Raw genomic sequence first — 23889 nt, forward strand, 5'->3', positions numbered from 1 at the left:
GCAGTGCGCCCGGCTGGCCGCGTTACGGAAAATGCCAATCCACGCCGCATTTGTCTGCTGAGGAAACTTCCATGATTGCGCCTCGCTTGCACCCGATGGTAAACCGCCGGGGCCTGACGTTCTGGACCATGTGGCTCGCGGGTGCCGCTCTGGCATGCGCGCTCACATTCAGTGTGCTGTACGCACACTTCAATGAATTCCCGCCGCAGTACCGCGTGCTGATGATGATCGGGGTGCTTGCCTCGGTTCCGGTCTACAGCTTCCTGCACGTCTACCACAAACGCCTGAACTACCTCAGCGGCCTGCTGCGCCTGCTCGGCGGCTGGCTGACCCTGGTCGCCGCGCTGGCCGTGGTCATCTACCTCAGCGGCAGTCCGCAGAGCCTGGCGCCAGGCATGGCCGTCAAGCTGATCGTCTACGGCTTCCTGGCCCAGGCGGCGACGTTCATTCCCTTGCGCTTCCTGCTCAACCGCCATAACCAGCGGCTCAAGAACGAGCGCAAGGCAGTGATCATCGGTGCCGGGGAACTGGCCGGCAAGCTGGCTCGTCAGCTCAAGCCGCGCGTTCCGGTGCTGGGCGTGATCGCACCCGATGCCGAAGTCGATGCCGACTGGGTGCCGGTGCCGGGTGTACCGCACCTGGGTGGTTTCGACGAACTGCGCGACATCGTCCAGCGCGAACAGGTACGCCGGGTGTACATCGCCTTGCCACTGGATCGCATGGTGCAGATCGAATCGATCTACGTCGACCTGCTCGACCTGGCAGTGGACGTGGTCTGGGTGCCGGACTTCGGCAGCATGATGCTGCTCAACCAGTCGATCTCGCAGATCGAACAGTTCCCGGCTATCTACCTCAACGAAACCCCGTTGAGTTCGCACCCGGCCGCCGCCATGGCCAAGGATCTGATCGACCGCAGCCTGGCACTGCTGGCGATCGTGGTCCTGGCACCGGTGCTGATCACCTGCGCGGTGGCGGTGAAGCTGTCCTCGCCAGGCCCGGTGTTCTTCCGCCAGGGGCGCGACGGTTGCAATGGCACCGTGATCCACGTCTTCAAGTTCCGCTCGATGCGCATGCACGACGACCAGGAAGTCAAGCAGGCCACCCGCAACGACTCGCGAGTGACCCGCGTGGGTGCATTCCTGCGTCGCTCGTCGCTGGATGAACTGCCGCAACTGATCAACGTGTTGCGTGGCGAAATGGCCCTGGTCGGTCCGCGTCCCCACGCGATCGCCCACAACCATTACTACTGCGACAAGCTGATGGCCTACATGGCGCGTCATCGCATCAAGCCGGGCATCACCGGTCTGGCCCAGGTCAGCGGTTTCCGCGGCGAAACCGATACCCTGGACAAGATGCAGGGGCGCCTGGAGCGTGACCTGGCCTACATCAATCACTGGTCGTTGTGGCTGGACATCAAGATCCTCATCAAGACCCCGTTCACCTTGTTCTCACGGAACATCTATTGAGCCCGGAGGCTGGGATGGAACACGACTTGAGCCAGGGGCCGGCAGCGGCCCCCGGCCTGATCCAGCAGCTGCGCCAGAACCGCATGGTGCGAAACCTGGCGACAGCGCTCGGCGGCTCGGCCGGCGCGCAGCTGATCAACCTGGCGCTGATCCCGGTGATCATGCGTATCTACGGCCCCGAAGCGTTCGGGGTGGTGGGTACCTTCCTCAGCCTGACGATCATCCTGATCCCGGCCTGCAGCCTGACCTGGTCGATGGCCATCGTCCTGCCGCAGCGCCATCGCGACGCCAGCGGGCTGGCCAAGCTGGCGACCGTGGTCGCCTTGCTGGTGTCCCTGCTGGTGGCGGTCGTGCTGTTGTTCTGGGGGCCGATGCTGGCCGAGCGCTGGAACCTGGAACTGCTCACCCCGTACCTGATGCTGCTGCCGCTGGTGATGTTCAGCTCGGCGGTCCTCGAAGTGCTGCAGCAGTGGCTGTATCGCCATGGCCGCTACCGCCTGACCGCCCGCGCGGCCACCAGCCATGCCTTGGTCTACAACGGCATGCGCAGTGTCGGCGGCCTGTTCAACAACAGCGCGACCATGCTGGTGGTCACCAGCGCGCTGTACTACGTGGTGCACAGCCTGCTGATCCTGATCGGCATGGCCATGAGCAAGGCAGCACCGGCCGACGCGACCGAGGTCGACGAGGCCCCGCGCAAGACCCTGCGCCAACTGGCCAGCGAATACCGCGATTTCCCCCTTTTCCGTGCCCCGCAGGTGTTGATCAACGCGCTGTCGGTGCACATGCCCACACTGGTATTGGCCTCGCTGTTCGGTGCCATACCGGCAGGCTATTTCGCCCTGTGCCTGCAAGTGCTGGCCATGCCCAGCAATTTCATCGGCAAGGCCATGGGCAGCGTTTTCTACCCGCGTATCGCCGCCGCGGTGCACGCTCGTGAGGCGGTGGTCGGCCTGCTGCTCAAGGGCGTCGGCGCGATGACCGCGATCGGCGCATCAGGCTTTCTGATTCTGGTCATCGCCGGGCCGTGGCTGTTCACCCTGGCCTTCGGCGCCCAGTGGCACGAAGCGGGCGAATACGCGCGCTGGCTGGCTCTGGCAGAACTGGCCCGGTTCGCAGCGATGCCGTGCGAAGTCGCCATCCCGGCGTTGCGCCTGCAGGCCTACTTCCTGGGCTTCGAAGTCTTCGCCACGTCCTTGCGCTTCGGCGCCGTGGCCATCGGCGCCCTGTGGGGCGGCTCGGCCCTGGCGGTGGTGATCGCTATCGCGGCAGCAAACATTTTCATCTATCTGGCGATGATGTCGATCGTCGTATTCAAGGCGCGTGCCTGGCAGAACCGCCAGAGTGGCACTCTACAGGAGGCTCAAGCATGACCCGATCCAACAACGACGTGTGCGCGATCATCCTCAACTGGAATGGCGCCGATACCACCATCGACTGCATCCGCGCCCTGGACGCCCATTGCCGCGTCCCGGTGGTGGTGATCGACAACGATTCCAAGGACGACAGCGTGTCGCGCCTCAAGCAGTTCCTCAACGACTCGACCGGCCCGGACGTTCAAGTCATCGACGAGCGCGCAGCCGGCAGTTATGACACACCGCACGAGCGGGTATTGATCATCAACGAAGGCAACCACGGCTACGCCGGCGGCAACAACGTCGGCATCGACTACGCCGTGCGCGCAGGCTATCGCTACATCTGGCTGCTCAACAACGACGTCACCGTCGAGCCCGGCGCCCTGGAAGCACTGCGTGACACCCTGGAACAGTCGCCCAAATGTGGCTTCTCGGCCTCCGTGCTGGTCTACTCGGACCGCCCACAGGTGGTCCAGTGCGTCGGTGGCGGCACCTTGTTCCCCTGGTTGGGCAAGACCAAGCTGATGGGCAAGAACATGGACCGCGCGCAGTTGGCCACCGCCGGCTTGCCCGAGCCCGACTACCTGATGGGCGCGAGCCTCATGATACGCCGCGAGGTGATCGAAGAGGTCGGCATGATGGACCACCGCTACTTCATGTACTCCGAAGAAGTGGACTGGGAACGTCGTGCCGCCGCCGTGGGCTGGCATGGCCGCGTGGCCCTCGACAGCTTCGCCCGTCATGGCGACAGCGGCAGCACCAAAGGGCGCAGCCACATGTTTCATTACTACCGCAACCGTGCGGCGATCATGTACAACAAGCGCTTCCATTCGACCGCGTGCACCTTCGTCTCGGCGGTCGCCCTGGGCGCGATCACCGTGTTGCAGAACCGCGGCAGTGCCAAGAACATCAAGTTCGGCATCAAGGGCATCACCGAGGGCTTGGCGTTCAAATGGCGCTGAGTGATCTATCGTCCACGAGGTAACGGACATGCTCCAGGCTTTGCTCAATCCACGCACGTTGCTGTGCCTGCTGGTGGTGGTCAACTCCGGCTTTCTTTTCCTGACCGACAACAAGCTGGCAGGCTTGCCATACCTGCGCGAGCTGTACCTGGCTGGCGTGGTTGGCTCGGCCGTGCTGCTGCTGGCCATGTGGCAACGCCCGTGGCAGTCGCGGGCCAGTATGTGGATCCTGTTCATGGGCGTGGCCCTGCCGGTGATGTCGGCACTGTTCTCCTGGTATCACTTCGAGCAGCCACTGTTCTACGGCCTGCTCGAAGAACGCCGCAACTTCCTGTACCTGCTGTTCTTTCCGGCGTTGTACCTGATGCTGAAGGCACAGCCGACCCAGGAGCAGCTCGAGCGCTGTTTCCTGATCGGCGGCCTGGCATGTGTGGCGGTCGGCTTTCTCTACTACTTCAAGATCGTCCCGGAAAACGCTGCGGTCGCCTTCAACGTCGACGAGAAGGACTACGGCCTCAATCCGCTGCGTCCGGACCGCTTCAGCATCGGCGGCTCCTACGTCTCGCTGTGCGCCATGATGCTGATGTACCGCCTGCGCCGCCGTATCGAGCTGGTACCGGTGCTGTTGCTGGGCCTGTTCGCCGCCTACCTGTGGCTGGTGCTGCAGACACGTAACACCATGCTGGTGTGGACCCTGGCCGCGTTGTGGATCTTCCGCGCGCACCTACACGTGCTGGTCAAGCTGGGCTTGGCGATCATCGTCGTGGGTGGGGTCGCCTACATGGTGATGCCAGCGCCGTTCGAAGCCCAGTACGAGCGTTTGATGGCCCTGGTGCAGGAAGCGACCGAGCCGGGTGGGGTACGTGCCGATACCACCGCGATCATCCTGCGCGATACGGCCGCGAACTGGTACGTGGGGATGGGCGCACTGTCGCTGCAGTGGCAGGGTGGTTTCTCGCGCCTGTACAGCTCTTACTTCTACCTGTCCGACGTGGGTGTGCTGGGCGTGATGTACCGCTACGGCTTCATCATGCCGCTGATCATTCTGGTGTATTTCGTCGGATTCTGGAGAATCAGTCGCCAGTGCCGGAACAAAGGTGACCTGCTTGCTGCCTTTGTTCTCGACATGTGCTTCAACCTGATCAATCTGTTCCTGTCGCCGGCCATGATGTATGACGGCAACATCGCAGCGCTCGCGGTTGCGGCATTCGTGTATTACGGGCAGGCGAGGGTGCCGGCTTCGCAATCGGCCGATCGTCCGCTGGGACGACCGGCCGGTACTGCGGGCCTGGCGGTTACGTCGGGCCGATAGCCTTGCACTTCGGCTCTTTGAGGTACCTGCCCATGACTGTCCATTGAGGACGAGGCTGGCCGTTGATCGGCTCGACCGCCATGAAGTAACCACCCCAGTAGGGGCCGCTCGACCAGTAGGTCAGGGGCATGCACTGCTGGGCCAGGTACTTGTGCAGACGTTCGGCCGCGTCCAGCCAGCGTGGGTCGTTGTCAGGGATGCCGAATTCGCCGATGTGGCCTTTCTTGCCGTTGCGCTTGAGCCACTCGACGAAGGGTTTGACCCGGTTCACGGCGATGTCCGGATTCCATGTGCCGGAAATTCGATTCTTGTAGTTACCACTGCCGTCAGGATCGAGGTAGATATGCGCGGAAAAGATCAGCTTGTTGGACGGGTCCTTGAGCTTGAGCAGATCGTTGTTGTAGTTCGGCCAGCGCTCGGCACTGGCCCACGAACGACCCTCGACGTAGATCGGACGGTTCTTGTCGATCGCCCGAATGGCATCGATGCCCGCCTGAGCGGCCGTCGGCCAGATGGCATCGGATTCGTCGTGGGGCTCGTTCATCAGGTCGTAGCCGGCCAGGGCGCTGTAACCGCTCCAGCGGCGCGCTATCTGACTCATGAGGTTCTTGTAGTGATCCACCGTGACGTCCCGGGTCCCGATGATCTTGCCGCGGTAGCGCCCGTAGTTGTGCACGTCCAGGATCACCTGCATGTTCGCTTGCGCGGCCTGCACCAGCATCTTGTCGATCAGCTTGGCGTAGACAGGGTCAAGCGGCCCCCCCAGCGTAGGCTGCAGTCGCTCCCATTTGAACGGGAAGCGCACGCTTTGAACGCCACGACGCTTCCAGTTGGCAAAGAAGCCTTCGCGCGGGAAGAAATAGTGCGTACCTTCCACGCCCGGAAACACGTTTTCGGAGAACTCGGCCCCCGACACGTTGACCTGTGTCATCGGCACATCCGCGAACGCAGCGCCAGAGCCCAACAGCAACGCCATCGTCGCACTCAACAAAGCGCGACGGGGACGTAACGGGTCGGGCCTGAGCACGAAAGGTACAGCGCGCTCGAACTCTGCACGTGAAAACAACCTTTTGATGTTCATCGGCTAAGCCTATGGATAGAAGACAATCAATTACATGCTTTAGACGAACAAGCCGAATCGTCCAAGCTCCCGCAGCCTTTCTACGGCGCTGCATCAACGCATTCTAGAACTGATAGGACGGCCTGGATGAAAGTTTTTGGGATAGATTTCTACAAAGGTGACCAAAGGGACCTGATCCGTGCCATCAAGGGCGACGTGAACAAGCCTTTTGGTTACGTGGTCACCGCCAACGTCAACCATGTTGTACTGCTCGAAGACAGTCCGCAATTCCGCAATGCCTACGATGGGGCCGCTTATCGGATCTGCGACAGCCGGGTACTGATGCCGGTGCTGCGCAAGTTCGACGCGGGCGTGCCCGAGGCGATTCCCGGCAGCACCCTGACCGTGTTGATGATGGACGAAGCCCAGCGCGAAGGCTGGACCGTGACGGTCGTCGGCTCCACCCCCGATGTGGTGGAAATACTGACCCAGCGCTATCCGGCGGTGACGTTCCTGCACTACAACCCGCCGATGGGCTTCATCGACAACCCCGCGGAAGTGGAGGCCACCTTGCAGTTCGTCGAGCAGCATCGGGCGCAGCTGTTGATCATGTCGGTCGGCTCGCCACGCCAGGAACTGCTGTGCAAGCTGATCGCCGACCGCGGCCGCACCCATGGCGTGGGCCTGTGCACCGGTGCGGCGTTGAACTTCCTGTCGGGCAAGGTGCAACGTGCGCCGATGTGGGTGCAGAAGCTCTCATTGGAATGGCTGCACCGTATTCTCAGCGAACCGAGCCGCCTGGCCGGACGTTATTGGAACGACGGACGGCGCATCCTGCCGATCATCCTGCGCCAGCGTTCGCAGCAGCGGCAATATGCGCAGCAGCGCGACAAGCCCTGAACGCCGTACCCCCTGAAAACGACAAAGCCACCCTCGGGTGGCTTTCTCATTCTGGCGTCCTGGCAAACGGGATCAGCGCTTGCCCATGGAGCGGCGAGTGCCGTTCGGGGCGCGGCCTGGGGTCTTGTCATGGTTTGACTTGCCCGCGCCGGGGTAGCTGGCCGCTTGCTTGGTCGCGAACGCGCCGGGCTTGAACGGGAACGCGAAGGCCGGGATCGCTGCCTGGCCATCGACTTCGGCGTCCTGAACGATCGGCTCGGCATCGGGATGTTGATTGGCAGGCATGGTGACTCCGGGGCAGCACGTTGAAAGGGAGCGGCAGTATACCCGAGCCTCCCTTGCAACGCTTGGTGCTGCGTGTGAACCCAGGCCCGCTGCTAGGCCGGGCAGGCGGTGTGGCCGTTGTCCAAGCCTTGCTTGACGTTGCGCGAGAGCAGGCTGGCCTTGCCGTCGTGCCAGGTCAGGGTGAGCACGTAGACCGAATCGAAGTCGTTGGCTGCCCAATCGTCGGTGATGTTCATTTCCTGGCCCACCGCGCGGCCGGCCACTTCGTTGATCAGCTCGGGCAGGTAGCCATGGGACCAGGCGGTGTAGATGACCGCGTTGTGGTACTTGTCGCGCATCAGCTCCCGGGCCAGGTCCTGTGTGTCGTTGGCGCCGTAGTCGATGTTCACCGGCAGGCCGAGCTTGATGGCGCTGGGGCTGATGGTCATGAGCGGACGCAGGTAGCTGTAGGATTCGTCGTTCTCGCCTTCTTCTACATGCCGGCCGGGATCGGCGGCGAACACGTAATCGGCATTGCCGAACCGCTCTGGCAGCAACTCGGCCAGATTCAGTGCGCGGTTGAGACCTTGGCAGTTGAGCTGGCCCAGGCCGCCGGCGGGCTTCTCGGCGTGACGCAGGAACACCAGGGTCTGCGTGCCATCGACGGACTCGGCGCGGCTGTCGCTGATTTCCAGGGCGAGGAAGGAACAGGTACCCGCCAGCAGCAGGGCAGGCAAGGCGTAGGAGTAGCGTTTCAACTGCCGGACGCAGTCGCTCAAGGTTTTCATGGGAAGGGTCTTTAACTCTCGTTGGGTTAGCCGACACACCCGACCGATGCGCGCTGCACGCAGACGCCCGGGTTCTCCCTGTCTTTATTTTTCCTGCCCGTTATCCAGTGGCAGGGACGACTCTCTGAGTGCCATGTTGCCATTTTGTTCACGACTTGCCCGGCTCAAGTTAATGGCATTTTGTTTCAACTTGACGATGGCTCGCTTGCGCGCAGTCCAGCACTGAGGACACCGGCCAAGGCCTCGCGGGTATCGAACAGCGCCTCACGAAACAGCACGTGTTGCGCCTCGACTCGCCATACCGGGCCCACCAGTGCCAAGGCGTACTGCCCTTGCGAGGTCTGCAGGGCCACGGCCATGGCACCGACACCCATCATGTGCTCATTGGCGTCGCAGGCATACCCTCGATCGCGGACCTCGGCCAGCTGTTCGAGCAGGCGTGGCAGATCCGGGGTGCTCGGGGTCAGTGGTTCCAACACCGGGCCGAGCAGTTGCACCACGGCCTCGTCGCTCATCTTGGCCAACAGTGCCTTGCCGCCCGAAGTCGCGTAGACACTGAGGAAGCTGCCCGAGGAGGGCGCTACGCGCAAGGGCTGCGGCGACACCACCGAATGCAGCAGCATCAGGTGGGTACCGTTGCGGTTGACCAGCACTGCCGTCTCTCCGGTGCGTTCGGTCAGTGCCTCCATATAAGGACGCACCTGGGTGATCAGGTCGACATGGCTGTTCGACGCCAGGCGCATCAATGCCGGGCCAAGGCACACGCCACCGGCGCCTTGGACCTTGAGCAGCTCCTCATGGGCCAGCGCATCGACCAGCCGTTGCACCGTGGAGCGGGGCAGGTCGATGCGCTTGGCGATCGCGCCCAGGCTCAGGCCGTCGGGCTCGCTTTCCAGGCAGCGCAGGATCGCTGCTGCCCGAGAGATGACTTGTATGCCGCTACGGTCGTTGTCGCTGCTCATCCAATTTGCCTTTTGTATCGCTGTTCGGTACAGTGTATCGCAATTATTGATTCATCGTCATTTGCAGCAAGCAGGTTTCATTCGTGTCCCCACCTTCACCTCCGGTCCCGGCGCCGTTCGGCTGGCGCCTGGCCATCGGGCTGGTCGGCGTGCTGATCGCCGCCTTGACTTCCGGCATCAACGACCGCGTCACCGACATCACCTTGGCTGACCTGCTGGGGATCTATGGCTTCGGCCACGACGAAGGCACTTGGATCAGCTCTGCCTACGCGGCGGCCGAGGTGTCGGCGATGCTGTTGGCGCCCTGGTTGGCCGTGACCTTTTCGTTGCGGCGCTTCGCCATTGTGGTGACCGTGGCCTTCGCCGGCTTCGGCGCACTGTGCCCTTTCGCCCCCAACCTGGAAAGCCTGCTGCTGTTGCGCGTGCTTCAGGGTCTGGCCGGAGGCGCGCTTCCGCCACTGCTGATGACCGCCGCACTGCGTTTCCTGCCATGGCACATCAAATTGTACGGGCTGTCGGCCTACGCGCTCACCGCGACCTTCGGACCGAACCTGGCCATGCCCCTCGCCGCGCTGTGGACCGAGGGCAGCGACTGGCGGATGGTGTTTTGGCAGATCATCCCGGCGTGCCTGATCGGTGCCGCGTGCATCGCCTACGGTCTGCCGCAGGATCCACTGCGTCTGGAGCGCTTCAAGCAGGCCGACTGGCGCGGTGCATTGCTGGGCACGGCCGGCCTGAGCATGCTGATCATCGGCCTGACCCAGGGCGAACGGCTGGACTGGCTGGAGTCGCCCTTGATTGCCTTGCTGCTGATCGGCGCCGGGATGTGCCTGCCGCTGTTTCTGCTCAACGAATGGTTTCACCCGCTGCCACTGTTCAAGCTGCAGTTGCTGGGGCGGCGCAATTTCGCCTTCGGCATCACCACGCTGTGCCTGTTCCTGTTCGTCGGCATGGCCGGCAGCGCGATTCCGGCGGGGTACCTGACTCACATTCAGGGCTATCGGCCGTTGCAGACCATGCCCACCGCGTTGTGCATTGCCATCCCGCAGTTGCTCATCGCGCCGCTGGTCGCGTTCGTGATCAACCGCAACTGGGTCGACTCGCGCTACGTGATGGCCGCCGGTTTCGGTCTGCTGACCCTGGCGCTGCTGGGTGGCTCGCAGCTCACCGGCGAATGGATCCGCGATGACTTCTATCTGTTGCAGGCGCTGCACACCTTCGGCCAGCCGATGGTGGTGGTACCGCTGCTGATGATCGCCACCGGGGTCATCCATCCGCTGGAGGGGCCGTTCGCCTCGTCCATGGTCAACACCCTGCGCGGCTTGTCGTCGGTGGTCGCCGGCGTGGTGCTGGAAAACTTCGTCACCGCCCGTGAGCATCTGCATTCCAATACCTTGCTCGATCAGGTCGGCAACAGCTACCAGAGCCTGTTGCCGCTGTACGGCGAGCCGGCTGCCGAACTGGCCGGCCGCGTTCGCGCCCAGGCTTTCGTGCTCAGCTACAGCGACGCGTTCCTGGCGCTGCTGGCCTTCATCGCCGTGCTGCTGGTGGTGTTGCTGACCCTGCCCAAACGCGCCTATCCACCGCAACCCCCGGTACCGTCATGAAATCTGTCATCAAACATCGCACCGCTGTCTTTCTCATCGTTGCTGTCATCCTCGTCTGCGCCGCCTATGGCCTCTACCAGGTGCTGCACCGCAGCGGCGTACAGAGCACGGACGACGCCTACATCCGCGCCGATTCGGTGCTGGTGGCGCCGCGGGTGGCCGGGGTGGTCACCGAGGTACTGGTGCAGGACAACCAGTCGGTCAAGGCCGGGCAGCTGCTGGCGCGCCTGGACCCGCGCGACTACACGGCCTCGGTGGCAGCGGCCCGGGCCAACGTCGATGCCGCGCAGGCGCAGGTGAAGAACCTGCGCGCCAGCATCGAGCGGCAGGCGGCGGTGATCGACCAAGCCAGCGCTGCCACGCGTGCCACCGCCGCATCCCTGAAGTTCGCCCAGGCCAATGCCCAGCGTTACCGCAACCTGTCCCAGGCCGGCGCTGGCACCCAGGAAGAGCGGCAGAAGGCCGAGGCCGAGTTGCAGGGCTGGGAAGCCTCGCGCGACCGTGATGGCGCCTCACGGGTCGCCGCCCAGCGCACCCTGGATGTGCTCAAGGCCGAACTGGAAGTGGCCGAAGCGGCGGTGGACAAGGATCGCTCGGCGCTGGAACAGGCCGAACTGAACCTGTCCTATACGCAGATTCTGGCACCGGCCGACGGCATGATCGGTCAGCGCTCGGTGCGCGTCGGTGCCTATGTCGCCCCCGGTCGACCCCTGCTGGCCGTGGTGCCGTTGCACCAGGCGTTCGTGGTGGCCAACTTCCGCGAGACGCAACTGGCGCACATGCACGCCAACCAGCGCGTGGACATTCATGTCGACAGCATTCCCGACCAGGTCTTCCACGGCCACATCGACAGCGTCGCGCCGGCCACGGGTCTGTCGTTCGCGCAGATCAGCCCGGACAACGCCACCGGCAACTTCACCAAGGTGGTCCAGCGCATTCCGGTCAAGGTGGTGTTCGAAACCGATCAGCCCCATCTGGACCGGCTGCGCGTTGGCTTGTCGGTGGTTGCGTCGGTCGATACCACCCAGGAGCCCTGAGATGAAACGTGCATTGCTTGCCCTGACCTTGAGCAGCCTGGCCGCGTGCAGCGTCGGGCCGGACTTCCAGCGGCCCGCAGCGGCGCTGCCTGCGCAGTGGCAGGACAGCGCCGGTACCCGAGCCGACGCAGCGCTGGACAGCGCTTGGTGGCAACAGCTGGGCGACCCGCAATTGACCGCGCTGGTGACCCGCGCCGCCAAGGCCAACCTGGACATCCGTTCGGCGGCCAACCGCGTGCAGCAAAGCCAGGACCTGCGCCAGGTCAGCGGCAGCGAGCAGTTGCCGGGGCTCAGCGCGCGCGGTGGCTATCAGCGCGAGCGCAACAGCGCCGAAGGCCTCAACGACCCGTCAGGGCAGAGCGGCCGAGCACCGTTCGAGCTGTGGAGCGGGGCGCTCGACGCCAGCTGGGAGGTCGACCTGTGGGGGCACGTCCAGCGCAGCGTCGAGATGGCCGACGCCGACGTCCAGTTCAGCCAGGCCCAGCGCGACGCGGTCGGCCTGAGCATCGCCGCGCGCACGGCCACCGACTACATCCGCCTGCGTGGCGTGCAGGCGCGCCTGGCTGTGGCGCGGGAGAATCTCGAGATCGCCCGGCAGAGCCAGCGCCTGACCCAGACTCGCTACGAGAATGGCGTCACCACCAACCTGGACACCGCCAACGCCGCTGCCCTGGTGGCAACCATCGAAGCCTCGCTGCCCGTGCTGCAGGCGCAGCAGGACCGTTTGATCAATGCGCTGAGCTACCTGCTGGCCGAACCGCCGCGCGCCCTGGCCAACGAACTGCGCACCTCGCGCGCCATTCCCGACCCGGCGCCGGACGTGCCCATGGGTCTGCCCTCGGAATTGGCCCAGCGCAGGCCTGACATCCAGCGCAGCGAGGCAGCATTGCATCGGGCCACGGCCGCCATTGGCGTGGCCAAGGCCAATTTCTATCCACGGGTGAGCCTGGGCGCCAGCTTCGGCTTTCAGGCCCTGAATGGCTCCGACCTGGGCGGCTGGGATTCGCGCAGTTGGTCGTTCGGCCCCAGCCTGTACCTGCCTATCTTCCAGGGCGGACGCCTGACGGGCACGCTGGAGCTGCGCGAACATCAGCAGCAGGAAGCGGCGCTGGACTATCAGCGGGTGGTACTGGCCGCTTGGCACGAGGTCGACGATGCCATGAGCGATTACGCCGCCGAACAGCAGCACCATGCTGCGTTGAGCGAGGCGGTGCGGCAGAACACGGTGGCCCTGGGTACCGCCCGCGACCGCTACAATCAGGGCGCGACCGATTTCATCAACGTGCTCGGTGTGCAGCGTGCGCTGCTGGCCACGCAAAGCCAGCTGGTGGACAGTGCCACTGCCGCGGCGATCGACCGCGTGCGTCTGTATCGGGCCCTCGGCGGCGGCTGGCCGAAAGACGCCTGAAGAAGCCGCGATGCGCCCGGCAAGCCGTGCTAGGGTAAGGTCTGTCAGCCAACAGGAGCCTGCCCATGCCCGACCACGTCCCGCTCAAGCTCAGCAATCCGCCCGGCCTGTTCGACCCGGCGCCCTATGGTTACTCCCATGTGGCCGAGGTCGCCGGTGGCAGCAAGTTGTTGTTCATCGCCGGGCAAGGCGGTGAAAGCCTGGACAGCAGCATTTCCGCGGACTTTCAGTTACAGGCCGGGCAGGCCCTGGCCAACCTGCGCACTGCCCTCGGTGCAGCCGGTGCCGACTACGCCCACGTCGCCAAGCTGACCGTGTTGATCGTCGACCACGACCATGAGCGCCTGGCCATCTGGATCGACACCCTGCGCGAGGCGTGGGGCGATGCCATGACGCCAGCCTGCACCTTGATCCCGGTTCCGCGCCTGGCCCTGGACGGCATGCTCATCGAAGTCGATGCGGTGGCGGTGATGCCGCAATGAGCGAATTGATCAGCGCACTGCGCGACATCGTCGGCGCCAGCCATGTGCTCACCGACTCGGCCGAGACCGAACGCTTTCGTCAGGGTTTCCGCTTCGGCAGCGGCCAGGCACTGGCAGTGGTCCGCCCCGGCTCGCTGCTGGAGCAGTGGCAGGTGGTCAAGGCCTGCGTGGCGGCCGACGTGATCGTCATCATGCAGGCGGCCAACACCGGCCTGACCGGAGGTTCCACCCCCGACGGTGGCTACGACCGTGAAGTGGTGATCATCAGTACTTTGCGCATGCGCACGGTGCACGTGATCGAGGAGGGCCGTCAGGTCATCTGCTTCCCCGGCTCGACCCTCGATCAGCTGGAGAAGGTCCTCAAACCCTTGGGCCGCGAGCCCCATTCGGTGATCGGTTCCTCGTGCATCGGCGCGTCGGTGTTCGGCGGCGTCTGCAACAATTCAGGCGGCTCGCTGGTGCGTCGCGGACCGGCCTACACGCAGATGGCGGTGTACGCCCAGCTCGACGCCGATGGCACCTTGCAACTGGTCAACCACCTGGGCGTCGAACTGGGCGATACGCCCGAGCAGATCCTCGGCAACCTGGACGCCCAGCGCTACACCGCCGCCGATATCAAGGCCGACGCCGGGCTGGGCTCCGACCATGGCTACGCCGCCTATGTGCGCGAAGTCGACGCGCCCACGCCCGCACGGTTCAATGCCGACCACCAGCGCCTGTACGAGGCCAGCGGCAGTGCCGGCAAGCTGGCGGTGTTCGCGGTACGCCTGGACACCTTCGCCGCCGAGCGCGACACCGCGGTGTTCTACATCGGCAGCAACGACACCGCCAACCTCACCCAGATCCGCCGGCACATGCTCGAACGGTTCGACGAGCTGCCGATCGCCGGCGAGTACATGCACCGCGACGCCTACGACGTGGCCGCCGAATACGGCAAGGACACGTTTCTGATGATCCATCACCTGGGCACCCAGCGCCTGCCCAAGTTGTTCGCCTTGAAGAGCCGCGCCGACACTTTTCTCAAGCGCTTTCCCTGGCTGCGTGCCAACCTCGCCGACCGTGTCCTGCAACTGGCGGCGCGTTGCTTTCCCGAGCACCTGCCGCCGCGCATTCGCGAGTTCCGTCAGCGTTATGAACACTACTTGATGCTCAAGGTGTCCGCCGGCTCGGTGGCGCCAACCCAGAAGCTGCTGGAAGAGCTGTTCGCCGGACGTGACGGTGATTTCTTCCGGTGCACCGTGGAGGAGGGCAGCAAGGCCTTCCTGCATCGTTTCGCTGCCGCCGGTGCTGCGGTGCGCTATCGCGCCGTGCACGATCGGGAGGTGGAGGACATCGTGGCGCTGGACATTGCCCTGGCGCGCAATGATCGCCAGTGGTTCGAGACGCTGCCCGCCGACATCGATCAGCAGATGATCGTCAAGCTCTACTACGGGCATTTCTTCTGCCACGTGTTCCACCAGGACTACATCCTGCGCAAGGGCAGCGATTGTCTGGCGGTCGAGCATCGCATGTGGGCCCTGCTCGACGAACGCGGCGCAGAGTATCCGGCCGAGCACAACGTCGGCCATCTGTACCCGGCCAAGCCGGCGCTCAAGGCCTTCTATCAGCAACTGGACCCGTGCAACGCCTTCAATCCGGGTGTCGGCCAGACCTCGAAGTGCCGCCACTGGCACGAGTGACCGCGGCGTCCCTTTCGCGGTTAGAACCCGCTCCCACAGGGTCACCGTTGTTCCTTGTCCAAGGGCCACCGCCGTTTCTTGTGGGAGCGGGCTCTGCCCGCGAAGAGCTCGACGCGGTGCTTCTGGTCGACCGCGGCGTCCCCTTCGCGGGTAGAACCCGCTCCCACAGGGTTACCACCGTTTCTTGTCCAGGGGCCACCGCCGTTTCTTGTGGGAGCGGGCTCTGCCCGCGAAGAGCTCGACGCGGTGCATCTGGTAGACCGCGGCGTCCCCTTCGCGGGCAGAGCCCGCCCCCACGGGGGCCCCACTGTTTCTTGTCCAAGGGTTCCCACGGTTTCTTGTCCAGGGGCCCCCCCCGTTTCTTGTCCAAAGGGCCACCGCCGTTTCTTGTGGGAGCGGGCTCTGCCCGCGAAGAGCTCGACGCGGTGCATCTGGTAGACCGCGGCGTCCCCTTCGCGGGTAGAACCCGCTCCCACAGGGTCACCACTGCTTCTTGTCCAGTGGCCACCACCGTTTCTTGTCCATAAGGCCACCGCCGTTTCTTGTGGGAGCGGGCTCTGCCCGCGAAGAACTCGACGCGGTGCATCTGGTAGACCGCGGCGTCCCCTTCGCGGGCAGAGCCCGCTCCCACAGGGGCACCACTGGTTCTTGTCCAAGGGTCACCGTTGTTTCTCGCTCACAGGGTTGCCGCCGATTCAGTCGGGCAGCCATTCCTGGAGGGTCAGTTCCACGGTGATGAACGACAGGTTGCGGCCGCGCTCCAGGCGTCCGGCGAAGATGTTGCCGTCGGCGTCGGCCACCACGGCTTGCAGTCGGCTCTCACCGATGACGATCTCGCCGCTGATGCTCAAAATCTCCACGCCGGGCCCGGGTACGGTCAGGGTCTTCATGCCCTGTCGTCCCAGATAGCCCAGCTGTGCGTCGATCAGGCTGCCCAGCCCGCCGCGAATCACGGCCAGCTCGATGCCGTGACGGGCACACAGGGCTTCGGCGCTTTCGACGATGTCTTCGTTGGGCTTGAGCCGCGCCACCACCAGACGCCCCAGGCGACCGGTCTGAACGGTTGAGGCGGACAGGTCGGGTTCGAGTACGGCGCTGGCGTTCATGAAGCCTCCTGGTCGATCGGGTGCAACAGGCTGAAATGAGTTTCGGCGTCGGGTTGCGATTGATAAGCGACGTGATCGAACAGGCACAGGCGGATCACCAGGTTTTCACTGCCGACCACCAGCCTGTCGAGCAGCAGATGGCCGCCGTGCTGCTGGCCATCGCGATCCAGAAAACCGGCGTGGCAGTGCAGCAATGGCTTGTTCTGCGCATCCCGGCCCACGGTGATGGCACCGCTGATGAAGGTGATGTAGCCGTCCAGCACCACCGGGGCGCCGTAGTCGTAGGGCCGCTCCGGCTTGTCGGTGACCACCATGCGGTGGTAGCTCAGGTGCGCCGCGCCACCACACAGGATGCGGCCCACGGCGCTGCCGTACCGACGCCCCTGCAGGGCTTGCAGTACGCCTGCGCCGACGTTGCACGCCAGCGGCAGCACCAGGCGCAGTTCTTCACCCTGTGCCACGCTGCGGTCCAGCCGACGCGGCTGCTGGGCCGGCCCGCCGTGAACGAAAACCCGCACGCCGTCGCGCTCCTCGAAATGGGGATTCATCAGGCCACCTCCTCGCGTTCCTGCAGCAACGCGCGGATCTGCTTCTTGACGATCTTGCCGTAGCCGGACTTGGGCATGGCGTCCCAGCGCACGAAGCGCTTGGGCCACTTGTAGCGGGCCAGGCGCGGTTCCAGGTGCGCCAGCAACTGCTCGTCGCTGACCTGGCCGGTGGTGACGATCACCGCGCAGCCGCACTCGCCCCATTTCTCGTCCGGCATGCCCAGCACCGCCACCTCGTTGACCGCCGGATGCGTCAGCAGCGCTTCCTCGACCTCGCGCGGGTACACGTTGGAGCCGCCAGAGATGTACATGTCCGAGGCCCGCCCGGTGATGAACAGATAACCGTGCTCGTCGACATGACCCAGGTCGCCGGTGTGGAACCAGCCGTGCTTGAAGCAGCTGGCATTGGCCGTCGGGTTGTTGTAGTACCCGCTGAACACGGCCGGTCCGCGCACGCAAATCTCCCCGTCCTCACCGGTGGCCAACTCGTTGCCGGCGTCGTCCAGAATGGCCACCTGCATGCCCGTGCGCGGATAGCCGCAACTGCCGACCTTGGCGGCGGGGGAGTCTTCGGCGTCGTGGCAATCGGCGGGCAGCACGGTGATGTTGCCGGTGACTTCGCCCAGGCCGTAATACTGCACCAGCACCTTGCCCAGCTTGCGCAGGGCGTGGCACTGATCGGCGCGATACATCGGCGCGCCGGCGTAGATCACATGGCGCAGGCTGCTGTGGTCATAGCGGTCGACGGCAGGGTCTTCGGTGAGCATCTTGACGATGGTCGGCACGGTGAACAGGTTGTCGACGCGGTGTTCCTGCACCAGGCGCCAAGCTTCGTCGCAGTCCAGCCGGTCGCTGGCCGGCAGCACGCAGGCGGCGCCACGCGCCACGTTGACCAGCGCGTGGATGCCGGCCCCGTGAGACAGCGGCGCCAGCACCAGCGAGCGCGAATGCTGGGAGAGCCCCGGCATCAGGTCGGCGATGTGGTTGTTGATGACGAAGGCCATCTGCCCGTGGGTGAGCACACCAGCCTTTGGATGACCGGTGGTGCCTGAGGTGTAGAAGAACCACAGCGGGTCATGGTAATTGACGTCGGCGGCGCGGAACGTGCTGGCGTGTGGCGCGCCTTCGTCGAGCAATTGCCCGTAGCTCAGTTCGCCCGCGCGTGGCTCGCCGATGGCGATCACCTGCGCCAGCGCCGGTGACTCGGCGCGCACCGCATCCACGTAATGCGCCAGCCCCTCGTCGTAGAGCATCGCCACCGCACCGCTGGAACTGCCCAGGTAGGCGGCCTCCGGCGGGGTAATGCGCACGTTGGTCGGCACCCACACCGCGCCCAGGCGAAACGCCACCCAGGCGCTCTCGAACAGCGGCAGGTTGTTGCGCGAATGCACCAGCAACTTATCGCCCTTGCCCAGCCCACGCGCGCGCAGCGCCGCGGCGACGCTGTCGACCCGTTGCGAAATGCTGCGCCAGGTGTGCACCTGCTCGCCGCGAATGAAACCCGGCGCGTCGGGGTAGCGCCGGGCGATCTGGTTGAGCAGTTCGCCCAGGTTCATCACGTTGTCGATGCCGGTCATTGCACGCGCTCCAGAATGCTCACGTAGTTGGTCACCGCCGCGCCGCCCATGTTGAAGACGCCGGCGCGATCGGCCTTGGCCAACTGCATGTCGCCAGCCTGGCCGCTGAGCTGCATGGCCGCCATCACGTGCATCGACACCCCGGTGGCACCGATCGGATGGCCCTTGGACTTGAGCCCGCCGGACGGGTTGACCGGCAGGCGGCCGTCCTTGCGGCTGATGCCTTCGGCAATCACCCGCGCGCCCTGGCCACGCTCGGCCAGGCCCATGGCCTCGTACTCCAGCAGCTCGGCAATGGTGAAGCAGTCATGGGTTTCCACCAGCGACAGATCAGCCAGGCTCAGCCCCGCGGTATCCAGCGCCTGTTGCCAGGCCCGCGCGGCGCCTTCGAACACCGTCGGGTCGCGGCGCGACAGCGGCAGGTAGTCGTTGACCTGCACCGCCGCCCTGAAGCTGATCGCCTGGCCCCGGCCGGGCGCGTGGTCGTCGCGGCTGATCACCAGCGCGGCGGCGCCGTCGGTGATCAGCGAGCAGTCGGTGCGCTTGAGCGGTCCGGCCACGAACGGGTTCTTCGCCGACGGCTCGCGACAGAAGTCGTAGCCCAGGTCGCGTCGCATGTGCGCGTAGGGGTTCAGTGCGCCGTTGGCGTGGTTTTTCGCGGCAATCATCGCCAGCGCGTCGGACTGGTCGCCGTAGCGCTCGAAGTAGGTCTGGGCGATGGTGCCGAACACCCCGGCGAAGCCACCTTCGATCTGCGCTTCCTCCTTGGCGTAGCAGCACTTGAGCAGGATCTTGCCGACCTCGTCAGTGGGCAGCGTGTTCATCTTCTCGAAGCCCCCCCCCAGCGCGTGCCGAGCCTGCCCCGAGAGCCCCGCCTGCAGCGCCGAGTGGATGGCTGCCGAGCCGGTGGAGCAGGCGTTTTCCAGGCGCACCGACGGGGTGAAGCGCACCGCCGGAATATGATTGGCGAGCAGCGCGGAAGGAAAGTCCTGATACAGAAAGCCGGCATTGAAATGGCCGACGTGGACCGAATCGATCTGCTCGGCGTCCAGACCGGCATGTTCGAGCGCGCCCACGGCCGCATCGGCCATCATCTGCTCGGGGTCGAGCTGGTCGAATTTGCCGAAGGGGGAGTGGAACCAACCGCTGATGACTGGCGAACCCATGAGGTGTGTCCTCGATTGAAGGCTTGTTGATGTTGTTTGCCAAGGGCGATAGCAAGAGCGGTGCCAAGGCTTTGAAACGCCAGCCGGTGGCGGGCTGGCTGTTACCCCGCAGACGTCGGGTGTCGCCCCAGGTGTCGCTTCGTCGGTGATGGGCGACACCTGAGGGAGACACCTGTTACATCGAGCCGGGCAGGGCTTGGCGCCTGACATCTGCAGATACATTCACATCGGTGCGAGTTTGTTCAGGCAAAACAGCAGCTTGCTGTCCGCTTCACGCCGATGGGCACGGTTTTTCCGCGGGTCGGGCAGGGGTGGCACCCGATTTGCTTTCTCACCGGTACCCCAGCGCCTGCCCCGGCAGCCCGGTGAATGAAAGCTGGTCAATAAAAACAAGAAGGTCAGGAGAGCTACATGAGTGATTTCTCGCGCCGCCGTTTCATCAAGACCGCCACCCTCGCATCGGCGGCCGTCGCCGCCACGGGGCTGGGCTTGTTCAGCCCACGCAGCGAGGCGGCGGATTTCAGGCTCAAGTTCGCCAACAACCTGCCCATGATTCACCCGATGAACGTGCGGGCGCGGGAAATGGCCAAGGCCATCAAGGAAGAAACCAACGGTGCGGTGCAGATCCAGGTGTTCCCCAGCAGCCAGCTGGGCAGCGACACCGATACCCTGGCTCAGGTGCGTTCCGGCGCGGTGGACCTGTTCGCGTTGTCGCCGGTCATCCTCGGTACCCTGGTGCCTTCGGTGCAGATCAGCGCCGTGGGTTTTGCCTTCAAGGACTACGATCAGGTCTGGAGCGCGATGGACGGCGACCTGGGCGCCCATGTACGCAGCGAGATCGCCAAGACCGAAACCCTGTTCGCCTTCGACAAGATGTGGGACAACGGCTTTCGCGTCACCACCACCAGCACTCGCCCGGTACTCAAGCCCGAAGATCTGGTGGGCATGAAGCTGCGCGTGCCACCCAGTCCGATCATCATGTCGATCTTCAAGGCATTCGAGGCGGCGCCCACCAGCATCAATTTCGCCGAAGTGTATTCGGCCCTGCAGACGCGCATCGTCGAGGGTCAGGAAAACCCGCTGACCCTGGTGTCGTCGGCCAAACTCTATGAAGTGCAGAAGTACTGCTCGCTGACCAACCATGTCTGGGACGGATTCTGGATGCTCGGCAACAGCAAGTCGTTCGCCCGCCTGCCGGCCGACGTGCAGGCGGTGGTGCGCAAGCACATCGATGCTGCGGTCATGGGCCAGCGCGCCGACCTGGCCGCCTTGCAGGGCAGCATCCGCGACACCCTCAAGGAAAAAGGCCTGGAGCTGGCCGACACCGAGCCGCAGGCGTTCCGCGAGAAGCTGCGCAGCGCCAACTATTACGCCGACTGGCACGAGAAGTTTGGTGAGGCCGCCTGGGCCATCCTCGAAAAATACTCCGGGAAGCTGGCATGATGAGCGCCGAGGCGATGCCGGCCGAAACCGTTGCCATGCGCCTGCCGGCCCGGGCGCTGACCTGCCTCAATCGCTGCGCCATGCGCGTGGTCGAGGTGCTTGCCGTGGCCTTGGTGCTGGTGGAAACCTGCGTGCTGCTCGCCGGCGTCGTCTCGCGCTACGTGTTTCACAACCCGCTGGTGTGGACCGACGAGCTGGCCTCGTCGCTGTTCATCTGGCTGGCGATGTTCGGCGCCGTGCTGGCGCTCGATCGGGGCGAGCACATGCGCATGTCGGCGCTGGTCAACAAGCTGCCCCCGGCCTGGCGCGGTTTCAGCGAAACCCTGTCGGCGCTGATCGTGGTGCTGTTCGTGGCCATGATCATCACCCCGGCGATGGTCCACTCCCATGAGCAGATGGCGATCACCACGCCGGCCCTGGGCATTCCCGACGGCGTGCGTGCCGCCGCACTGCCGGTCGGCGCCATGCTCATGCTGCTGGCGGCGGTCGCGCGCATGGCCCGCTATTCCACCCTGCGTCAGTTCGTGGCCGGGGTGGCCGTGGTCGCCGTGGTGGGCGGTACGCTGTGGCTGGCCCAGCCGCTGCTCGCCGAGATCGGCAACTACAACTTGGTGGTGTTCTTCCTGGTGCTGCTGGGCGCCTGCGTGTTCGGGGGCATCCCGATCGCGTTCGCCTTCGGCACCGCCACCATGGCCTATCTGGCGCTGGCGACCCATGCCCCGTTGTCCATCGTCGTCGGTCGCATGGACGAGGGCATGTCGCACATGGTGCTGCTCGCCGTACCGCTGTTCGTCCTGCTGGGCGTGGTGCTGCAGCTGTCGGGCATGGCCCGCACGCTGATCGACTTCATGGCCTCGCTGCTGGGGCATGTGCGCGGCGGTCTGCAATACGTGCTGCTCGGCGCCATGTTCCTGGTGTCGGGGATTTCCGGCTCCAAAGTGGCCGACATGGCCGCGGTGGCACCGGCACTGTTTCCGGAAATGAAGAAGCGCGGCTCCGAGCCCGAAGAGCTGGCCGCCTTGCTAGCTGCCACCGGTGCGATGACCGAAACCATTCCGCCGAGCCTGGTGCTGATCACCATTGGCGCCGTGTGCAGTGTCTCGATCACCGCGCTGTTCATCGGCGGCCTGATGCCGGCGGTGGTGGCCACCGTGGTCATCGCCATCGTCTGCTGGTGGCGCTCGCGCAAGGAAGCCATGCCCACCGTCAAGCGGGCGCCGATGTCGGTGGTGGCGAAGACCTTCATGGTCGCGCTGCCGGCCCTGGCCTTGCCATTGCTGATCCGCGTGGCGGTGCTCGAAGGTGCAGCCACGGCTACCGAAGTCTCGACCATCGGCGTGGCCTATGTGGTGCTGGTGGGCTTGGTGATGCACCTGTTCATGCGCCACATCGAGTTCCGCAAGGTCTACCCGATGATGATCGAGGCCGCGGCGCTGTCCGGGGCGATCCTGTTGATCATCGGCATGGCTTCGGCCATGGCCTGGGCGCTGACCCAGTCGGGGTTCTCGGCCAATCTGGTCGACCTGATCAGCGAAATCCCGGGCGGCGCCATCGGCTTCATGTTCGTCACCATCGTGACGTTCCTGATTCTGGGCAGCGTGCTCGAAGGCATTCCAGCCATCGTGCTGTTCGGCCCGCTGATGTTCCCGCTCGCCGAAATGCTCGGCATCCATCCGGTGCACTACGCCATGGTGGTGATCCTGGCGATGGGCATCGGCCTGTTCGCGCCGCCCCTGGGCGTGGGTTTCTACGCCGCCTGTGCGATCAGCAAGACGCCGTCCGACCATGTCATCCGCCGCGTCTGGGGTTACCTGGCAGCATTGGTGGTGGCGCTGGTCATCGTTGCCTGTTTTCCGTGGATTTCCATCGGTTTCCTTTAAGAGAGTCCTGGTCATGAGCCAAGCAGTCAGACAGCTTCCCAGCAAGAGCGGCGAGGGCCGGGTGGCCTTCATCACCGGCGCGGCCATGGGCATTGGCGCGGCGATCGCCCAGCGCCTTGGCGAGGACGGCCACAGTGTGGTGGTGGCCGACATCAACCGCGGCGCTGCCGAGGAAATGGTCGCCGGTTTGCGCGCCCAGGGTATCGAGGCGCGGGCGGTGATGATCGATATCGGTGATGCGCAGTCGATCGCCGAGGTGTTCGCCGGTCTGTCGCGCTGCGACGTGCTGGTGAACAATGCCGGCATCGCCAGGACCCAGGCCTTTCTGGACTGCGACCTGGCCGATTGGCAGCGGGTGTTGAACATCAACGTGACCGGCGCGCTGTTGTGCGGTCAGCAGGCCGCGCGGCTGATGAAGGAGCAGGGCTGGGGGCGGATCATCAACGTCGCGTCCATCAGCGGCATGCGCGCGAGCATGGGGCGGACCGCCTATGGCACGTCGAAGGCCGCGGTGATCGGTCTGACCCGGCAGATGGCGGTCGAACTGGCCGAGTACGGCATCACCGTCAATGGCATCGCGCCTGGGCCGGTCGACACCCCATTGACCCAGCGCCTGCACTCCAGTGCCACCCGCGACTCCTATGCCCGCGCCGTCCCCATGCGTCGCTACGGCACCCCGGCGGAAATGGCCGGCGCGGTGGCCTTCCTCGCCTCCGACGATGCTTCCTACATCAGCGGTCATGTGATTCCTGTGGATGGCGGCTATATGGCGTCCGGCATTCTGGAAATCTGAGCGCCCAGCCATAAACAACGCGGTGTGTCTGGCATACCCCGTCAACCCTTCGCGGCCACAGACCGCTCCTACGGCCGGTCACACACTGCGGTCG

At 64.8% G+C, this 23889-nt stretch carries 21 protein-coding genes; 13 read left to right on the forward strand and 8 right to left on the reverse strand.

Annotated elements, in window-relative coordinates; genetic code table 11:
- Nucleotides 1-71 precede the first annotated feature (71 nt).
- From AC788_RS03890 to AC788_RS03905, 4 genes are read left to right on the forward strand one after another with little or no spacing between them, the layout of a single operon-like run.
- Nucleotides 72-1466: an undecaprenyl-phosphate glucose phosphotransferase gene (locus AC788_RS03890; RefSeq protein WP_049859294.1), complete on the forward strand. Its 1395-nt coding sequence runs from the start codon at nt 72-74 to the stop codon at nt 1464-1466.
- Nucleotides 1467-1480: 14 nt separating this feature from the next.
- Nucleotides 1481-2839 carry a lipopolysaccharide biosynthesis protein gene (locus AC788_RS03895; protein ID WP_049859295.1) on the forward strand — a complete coding sequence of 453 codons (1359 nt, stop codon included), beginning with the start codon at nt 1481-1483 and terminating at the stop codon, nt 2837-2839.
- Complete coding sequence (locus AC788_RS03900; RefSeq protein WP_049859296.1) at nt 2836-3783, forward strand: glycosyltransferase family 2 protein; 948 nt, start codon at nt 2836-2838, stop codon at nt 3781-3783. The genes AC788_RS03895 and AC788_RS03900 overlap by 4 nt, the downstream gene beginning before the upstream one ends.
- A 28-nt stretch (nt 3784-3811) precedes the next feature.
- Entirely contained in the window at nt 3812-5095 is a 1284-nt protein-coding gene (locus tag AC788_RS03905; protein ID WP_049859297.1) for a hypothetical protein, read from the forward strand.
- On the opposite strand, the gene AC788_RS03910 is transcribed toward AC788_RS03905, so the two are convergent.
- On the reverse strand, nt 5079-6026 hold the full coding sequence (locus AC788_RS03910) for a glycoside hydrolase family 5 protein (RefSeq protein WP_161804283.1): 948 nt from the start codon (nt 6024-6026) through the stop codon (nt 5079-5081). The two genes, AC788_RS03905 and AC788_RS03910, sit on opposite strands and share 17 nt — an antisense overlap.
- Before the next feature lie 276 nt (nt 6027-6302).
- Here AC788_RS03910 and AC788_RS03915 point away from each other — a divergent pair, with 276 nt between their 5' ends.
- A complete protein-coding gene (locus tag AC788_RS03915; RefSeq protein WP_049859298.1) occupies nt 6303-7055 on the forward strand; it encodes a WecB/TagA/CpsF family glycosyltransferase in 753 nt (250 codons plus the stop codon).
- 72 nt (nt 7056-7127) lie between these two features.
- Here the strand turns inward: AC788_RS03915 and AC788_RS03920 are convergent, their stop codons facing one another.
- The 3 genes from AC788_RS03920 to AC788_RS03930 all read right to left on the reverse strand — a co-directional run bounded on the left by AC788_RS03920 (nt 7128) and on the right by AC788_RS03930 (nt 9069).
- Nucleotides 7128-7340 (reverse strand): hypothetical protein, encoded by a 213-nt coding sequence (locus AC788_RS03920; protein WP_049859299.1) that lies wholly within the window; start codon nt 7338-7340, stop codon nt 7128-7130.
- Nucleotides 7341-7432: 92 nt separating this feature from the next.
- Nucleotides 7433-8107: a hypothetical protein gene (locus AC788_RS03925; RefSeq protein WP_049859300.1), complete on the reverse strand. Its 675-nt coding sequence runs from the start codon at nt 8105-8107 to the stop codon at nt 7433-7435.
- A 185-nt stretch (nt 8108-8292) separates the two neighbouring features.
- Nucleotides 8293-9069, reverse strand: a complete 777-nt coding sequence (locus AC788_RS03930) for an IclR family transcriptional regulator (protein ID WP_049859301.1) — start codon at nt 9067-9069, stop codon at nt 8293-8295.
- 83 nt (nt 9070-9152) lie between these two features.
- Between AC788_RS03930 and AC788_RS03935 the strand changes: the two genes are divergently transcribed.
- From AC788_RS03935 to dld, 5 genes are all read left to right on the forward strand, one after another.
- Nucleotides 9153-10676 carry an MFS transporter gene (locus AC788_RS03935; RefSeq protein WP_049859302.1) on the forward strand — a complete coding sequence of 508 codons (1524 nt, stop codon included), beginning with the start codon at nt 9153-9155 and terminating at the stop codon, nt 10674-10676.
- Entirely contained in the window at nt 10673-11713 is a 1041-nt protein-coding gene (locus AC788_RS03940) for an HlyD family secretion protein (protein WP_049859303.1), read from the forward strand. Before AC788_RS03935 ends, AC788_RS03940 begins: the two co-directional genes overlap by 4 nt.
- 1 nt (nt 11714) lies before the next feature.
- A complete protein-coding gene (locus AC788_RS03945; protein ID WP_049859304.1) occupies nt 11715-13121 on the forward strand; it encodes an efflux transporter outer membrane subunit in 1407 nt (468 codons plus the stop codon).
- A 65-nt stretch (nt 13122-13186) separates the two neighbouring features.
- A complete protein-coding gene (locus tag AC788_RS03950) occupies nt 13187-13603 on the forward strand; it encodes a RidA family protein (RefSeq protein WP_049859305.1) in 417 nt (138 codons plus the stop codon).
- Nucleotides 13600-15282: a D-lactate dehydrogenase gene (gene dld, locus AC788_RS03955; protein WP_049859306.1), complete on the forward strand. Its 1683-nt coding sequence runs from the start codon at nt 13600-13602 to the stop codon at nt 15280-15282. The genes AC788_RS03950 and dld overlap by 4 nt, the downstream gene beginning before the upstream one ends.
- Before the next feature lie 695 nt (nt 15283-15977).
- Here the strand turns inward: dld and AC788_RS03960 are convergent.
- The 4 genes from AC788_RS03960 to AC788_RS03975 are packed head-to-tail and all read right to left on the reverse strand — an operon-like array spanning nt 15978 to nt 19679.
- Nucleotides 15978-16388, reverse strand: a complete 411-nt coding sequence (locus AC788_RS03960; protein WP_049859307.1) for a PPC domain-containing DNA-binding protein — start codon at nt 16386-16388, stop codon at nt 15978-15980.
- The gene (locus AC788_RS03965; protein ID WP_049859308.1) at nt 16385-16936 is read right to left on the reverse strand and encodes a hypothetical protein; all 552 of its coding nucleotides are present in this window, start codon (nt 16934-16936) and stop codon (nt 16385-16387) included. Before AC788_RS03965 ends, AC788_RS03960 begins: the two co-directional genes overlap by 4 nt.
- Nucleotides 16936-18513: an acyl-CoA synthetase gene (locus AC788_RS03970; protein ID WP_201777928.1), complete on the reverse strand. Its 1578-nt coding sequence runs from the start codon at nt 18511-18513 to the stop codon at nt 16936-16938. The genes AC788_RS03965 and AC788_RS03970 overlap by 1 nt, the downstream gene beginning before the upstream one ends.
- Nucleotides 18510-19679 carry an acetyl-CoA acetyltransferase gene (locus AC788_RS03975; RefSeq protein WP_049859309.1) on the reverse strand — a complete coding sequence of 390 codons (1170 nt, stop codon included), beginning with the start codon at nt 19677-19679 and terminating at the stop codon, nt 18510-18512. Before AC788_RS03975 ends, AC788_RS03970 begins: the two co-directional genes overlap by 4 nt.
- A gap of 411 nt (nt 19680-20090) precedes the next feature.
- On the opposite strand from AC788_RS03975, the gene AC788_RS03980 reads away from it, so the two are divergent.
- From AC788_RS03980 to AC788_RS03990, 3 genes are read left to right on the forward strand one after another with little or no spacing between them, the layout of a single operon-like run.
- Nucleotides 20091-21122: a TRAP transporter substrate-binding protein gene (locus AC788_RS03980; protein WP_049859310.1), complete on the forward strand. Its 1032-nt coding sequence runs from the start codon at nt 20091-20093 to the stop codon at nt 21120-21122.
- Entirely contained in the window at nt 21119-23002 is a 1884-nt protein-coding gene (locus AC788_RS03985) for a TRAP transporter large permease (protein WP_152965695.1), read from the forward strand. The genes AC788_RS03980 and AC788_RS03985 overlap by 4 nt, the downstream gene beginning before the upstream one ends.
- Nucleotides 23003-23015: 13 nt before the next feature.
- The gene (locus AC788_RS03990) at nt 23016-23795 is read left to right on the forward strand and encodes an SDR family NAD(P)-dependent oxidoreductase (RefSeq protein WP_049859311.1); all 780 of its coding nucleotides are present in this window, start codon (nt 23016-23018) and stop codon (nt 23793-23795) included.
- Nucleotides 23796-23889: the final 94 nt, after the last annotated feature.

Origin of the sequence: Pseudomonas sp. RIT-PI-a (assembly GCF_001187875.1) — a bacterium.
In the GTDB taxonomy this organism is placed as follows: Bacteria; Pseudomonadota; Gammaproteobacteria; order Pseudomonadales; family Pseudomonadaceae; genus Aquipseudomonas; species Aquipseudomonas coleopterorum.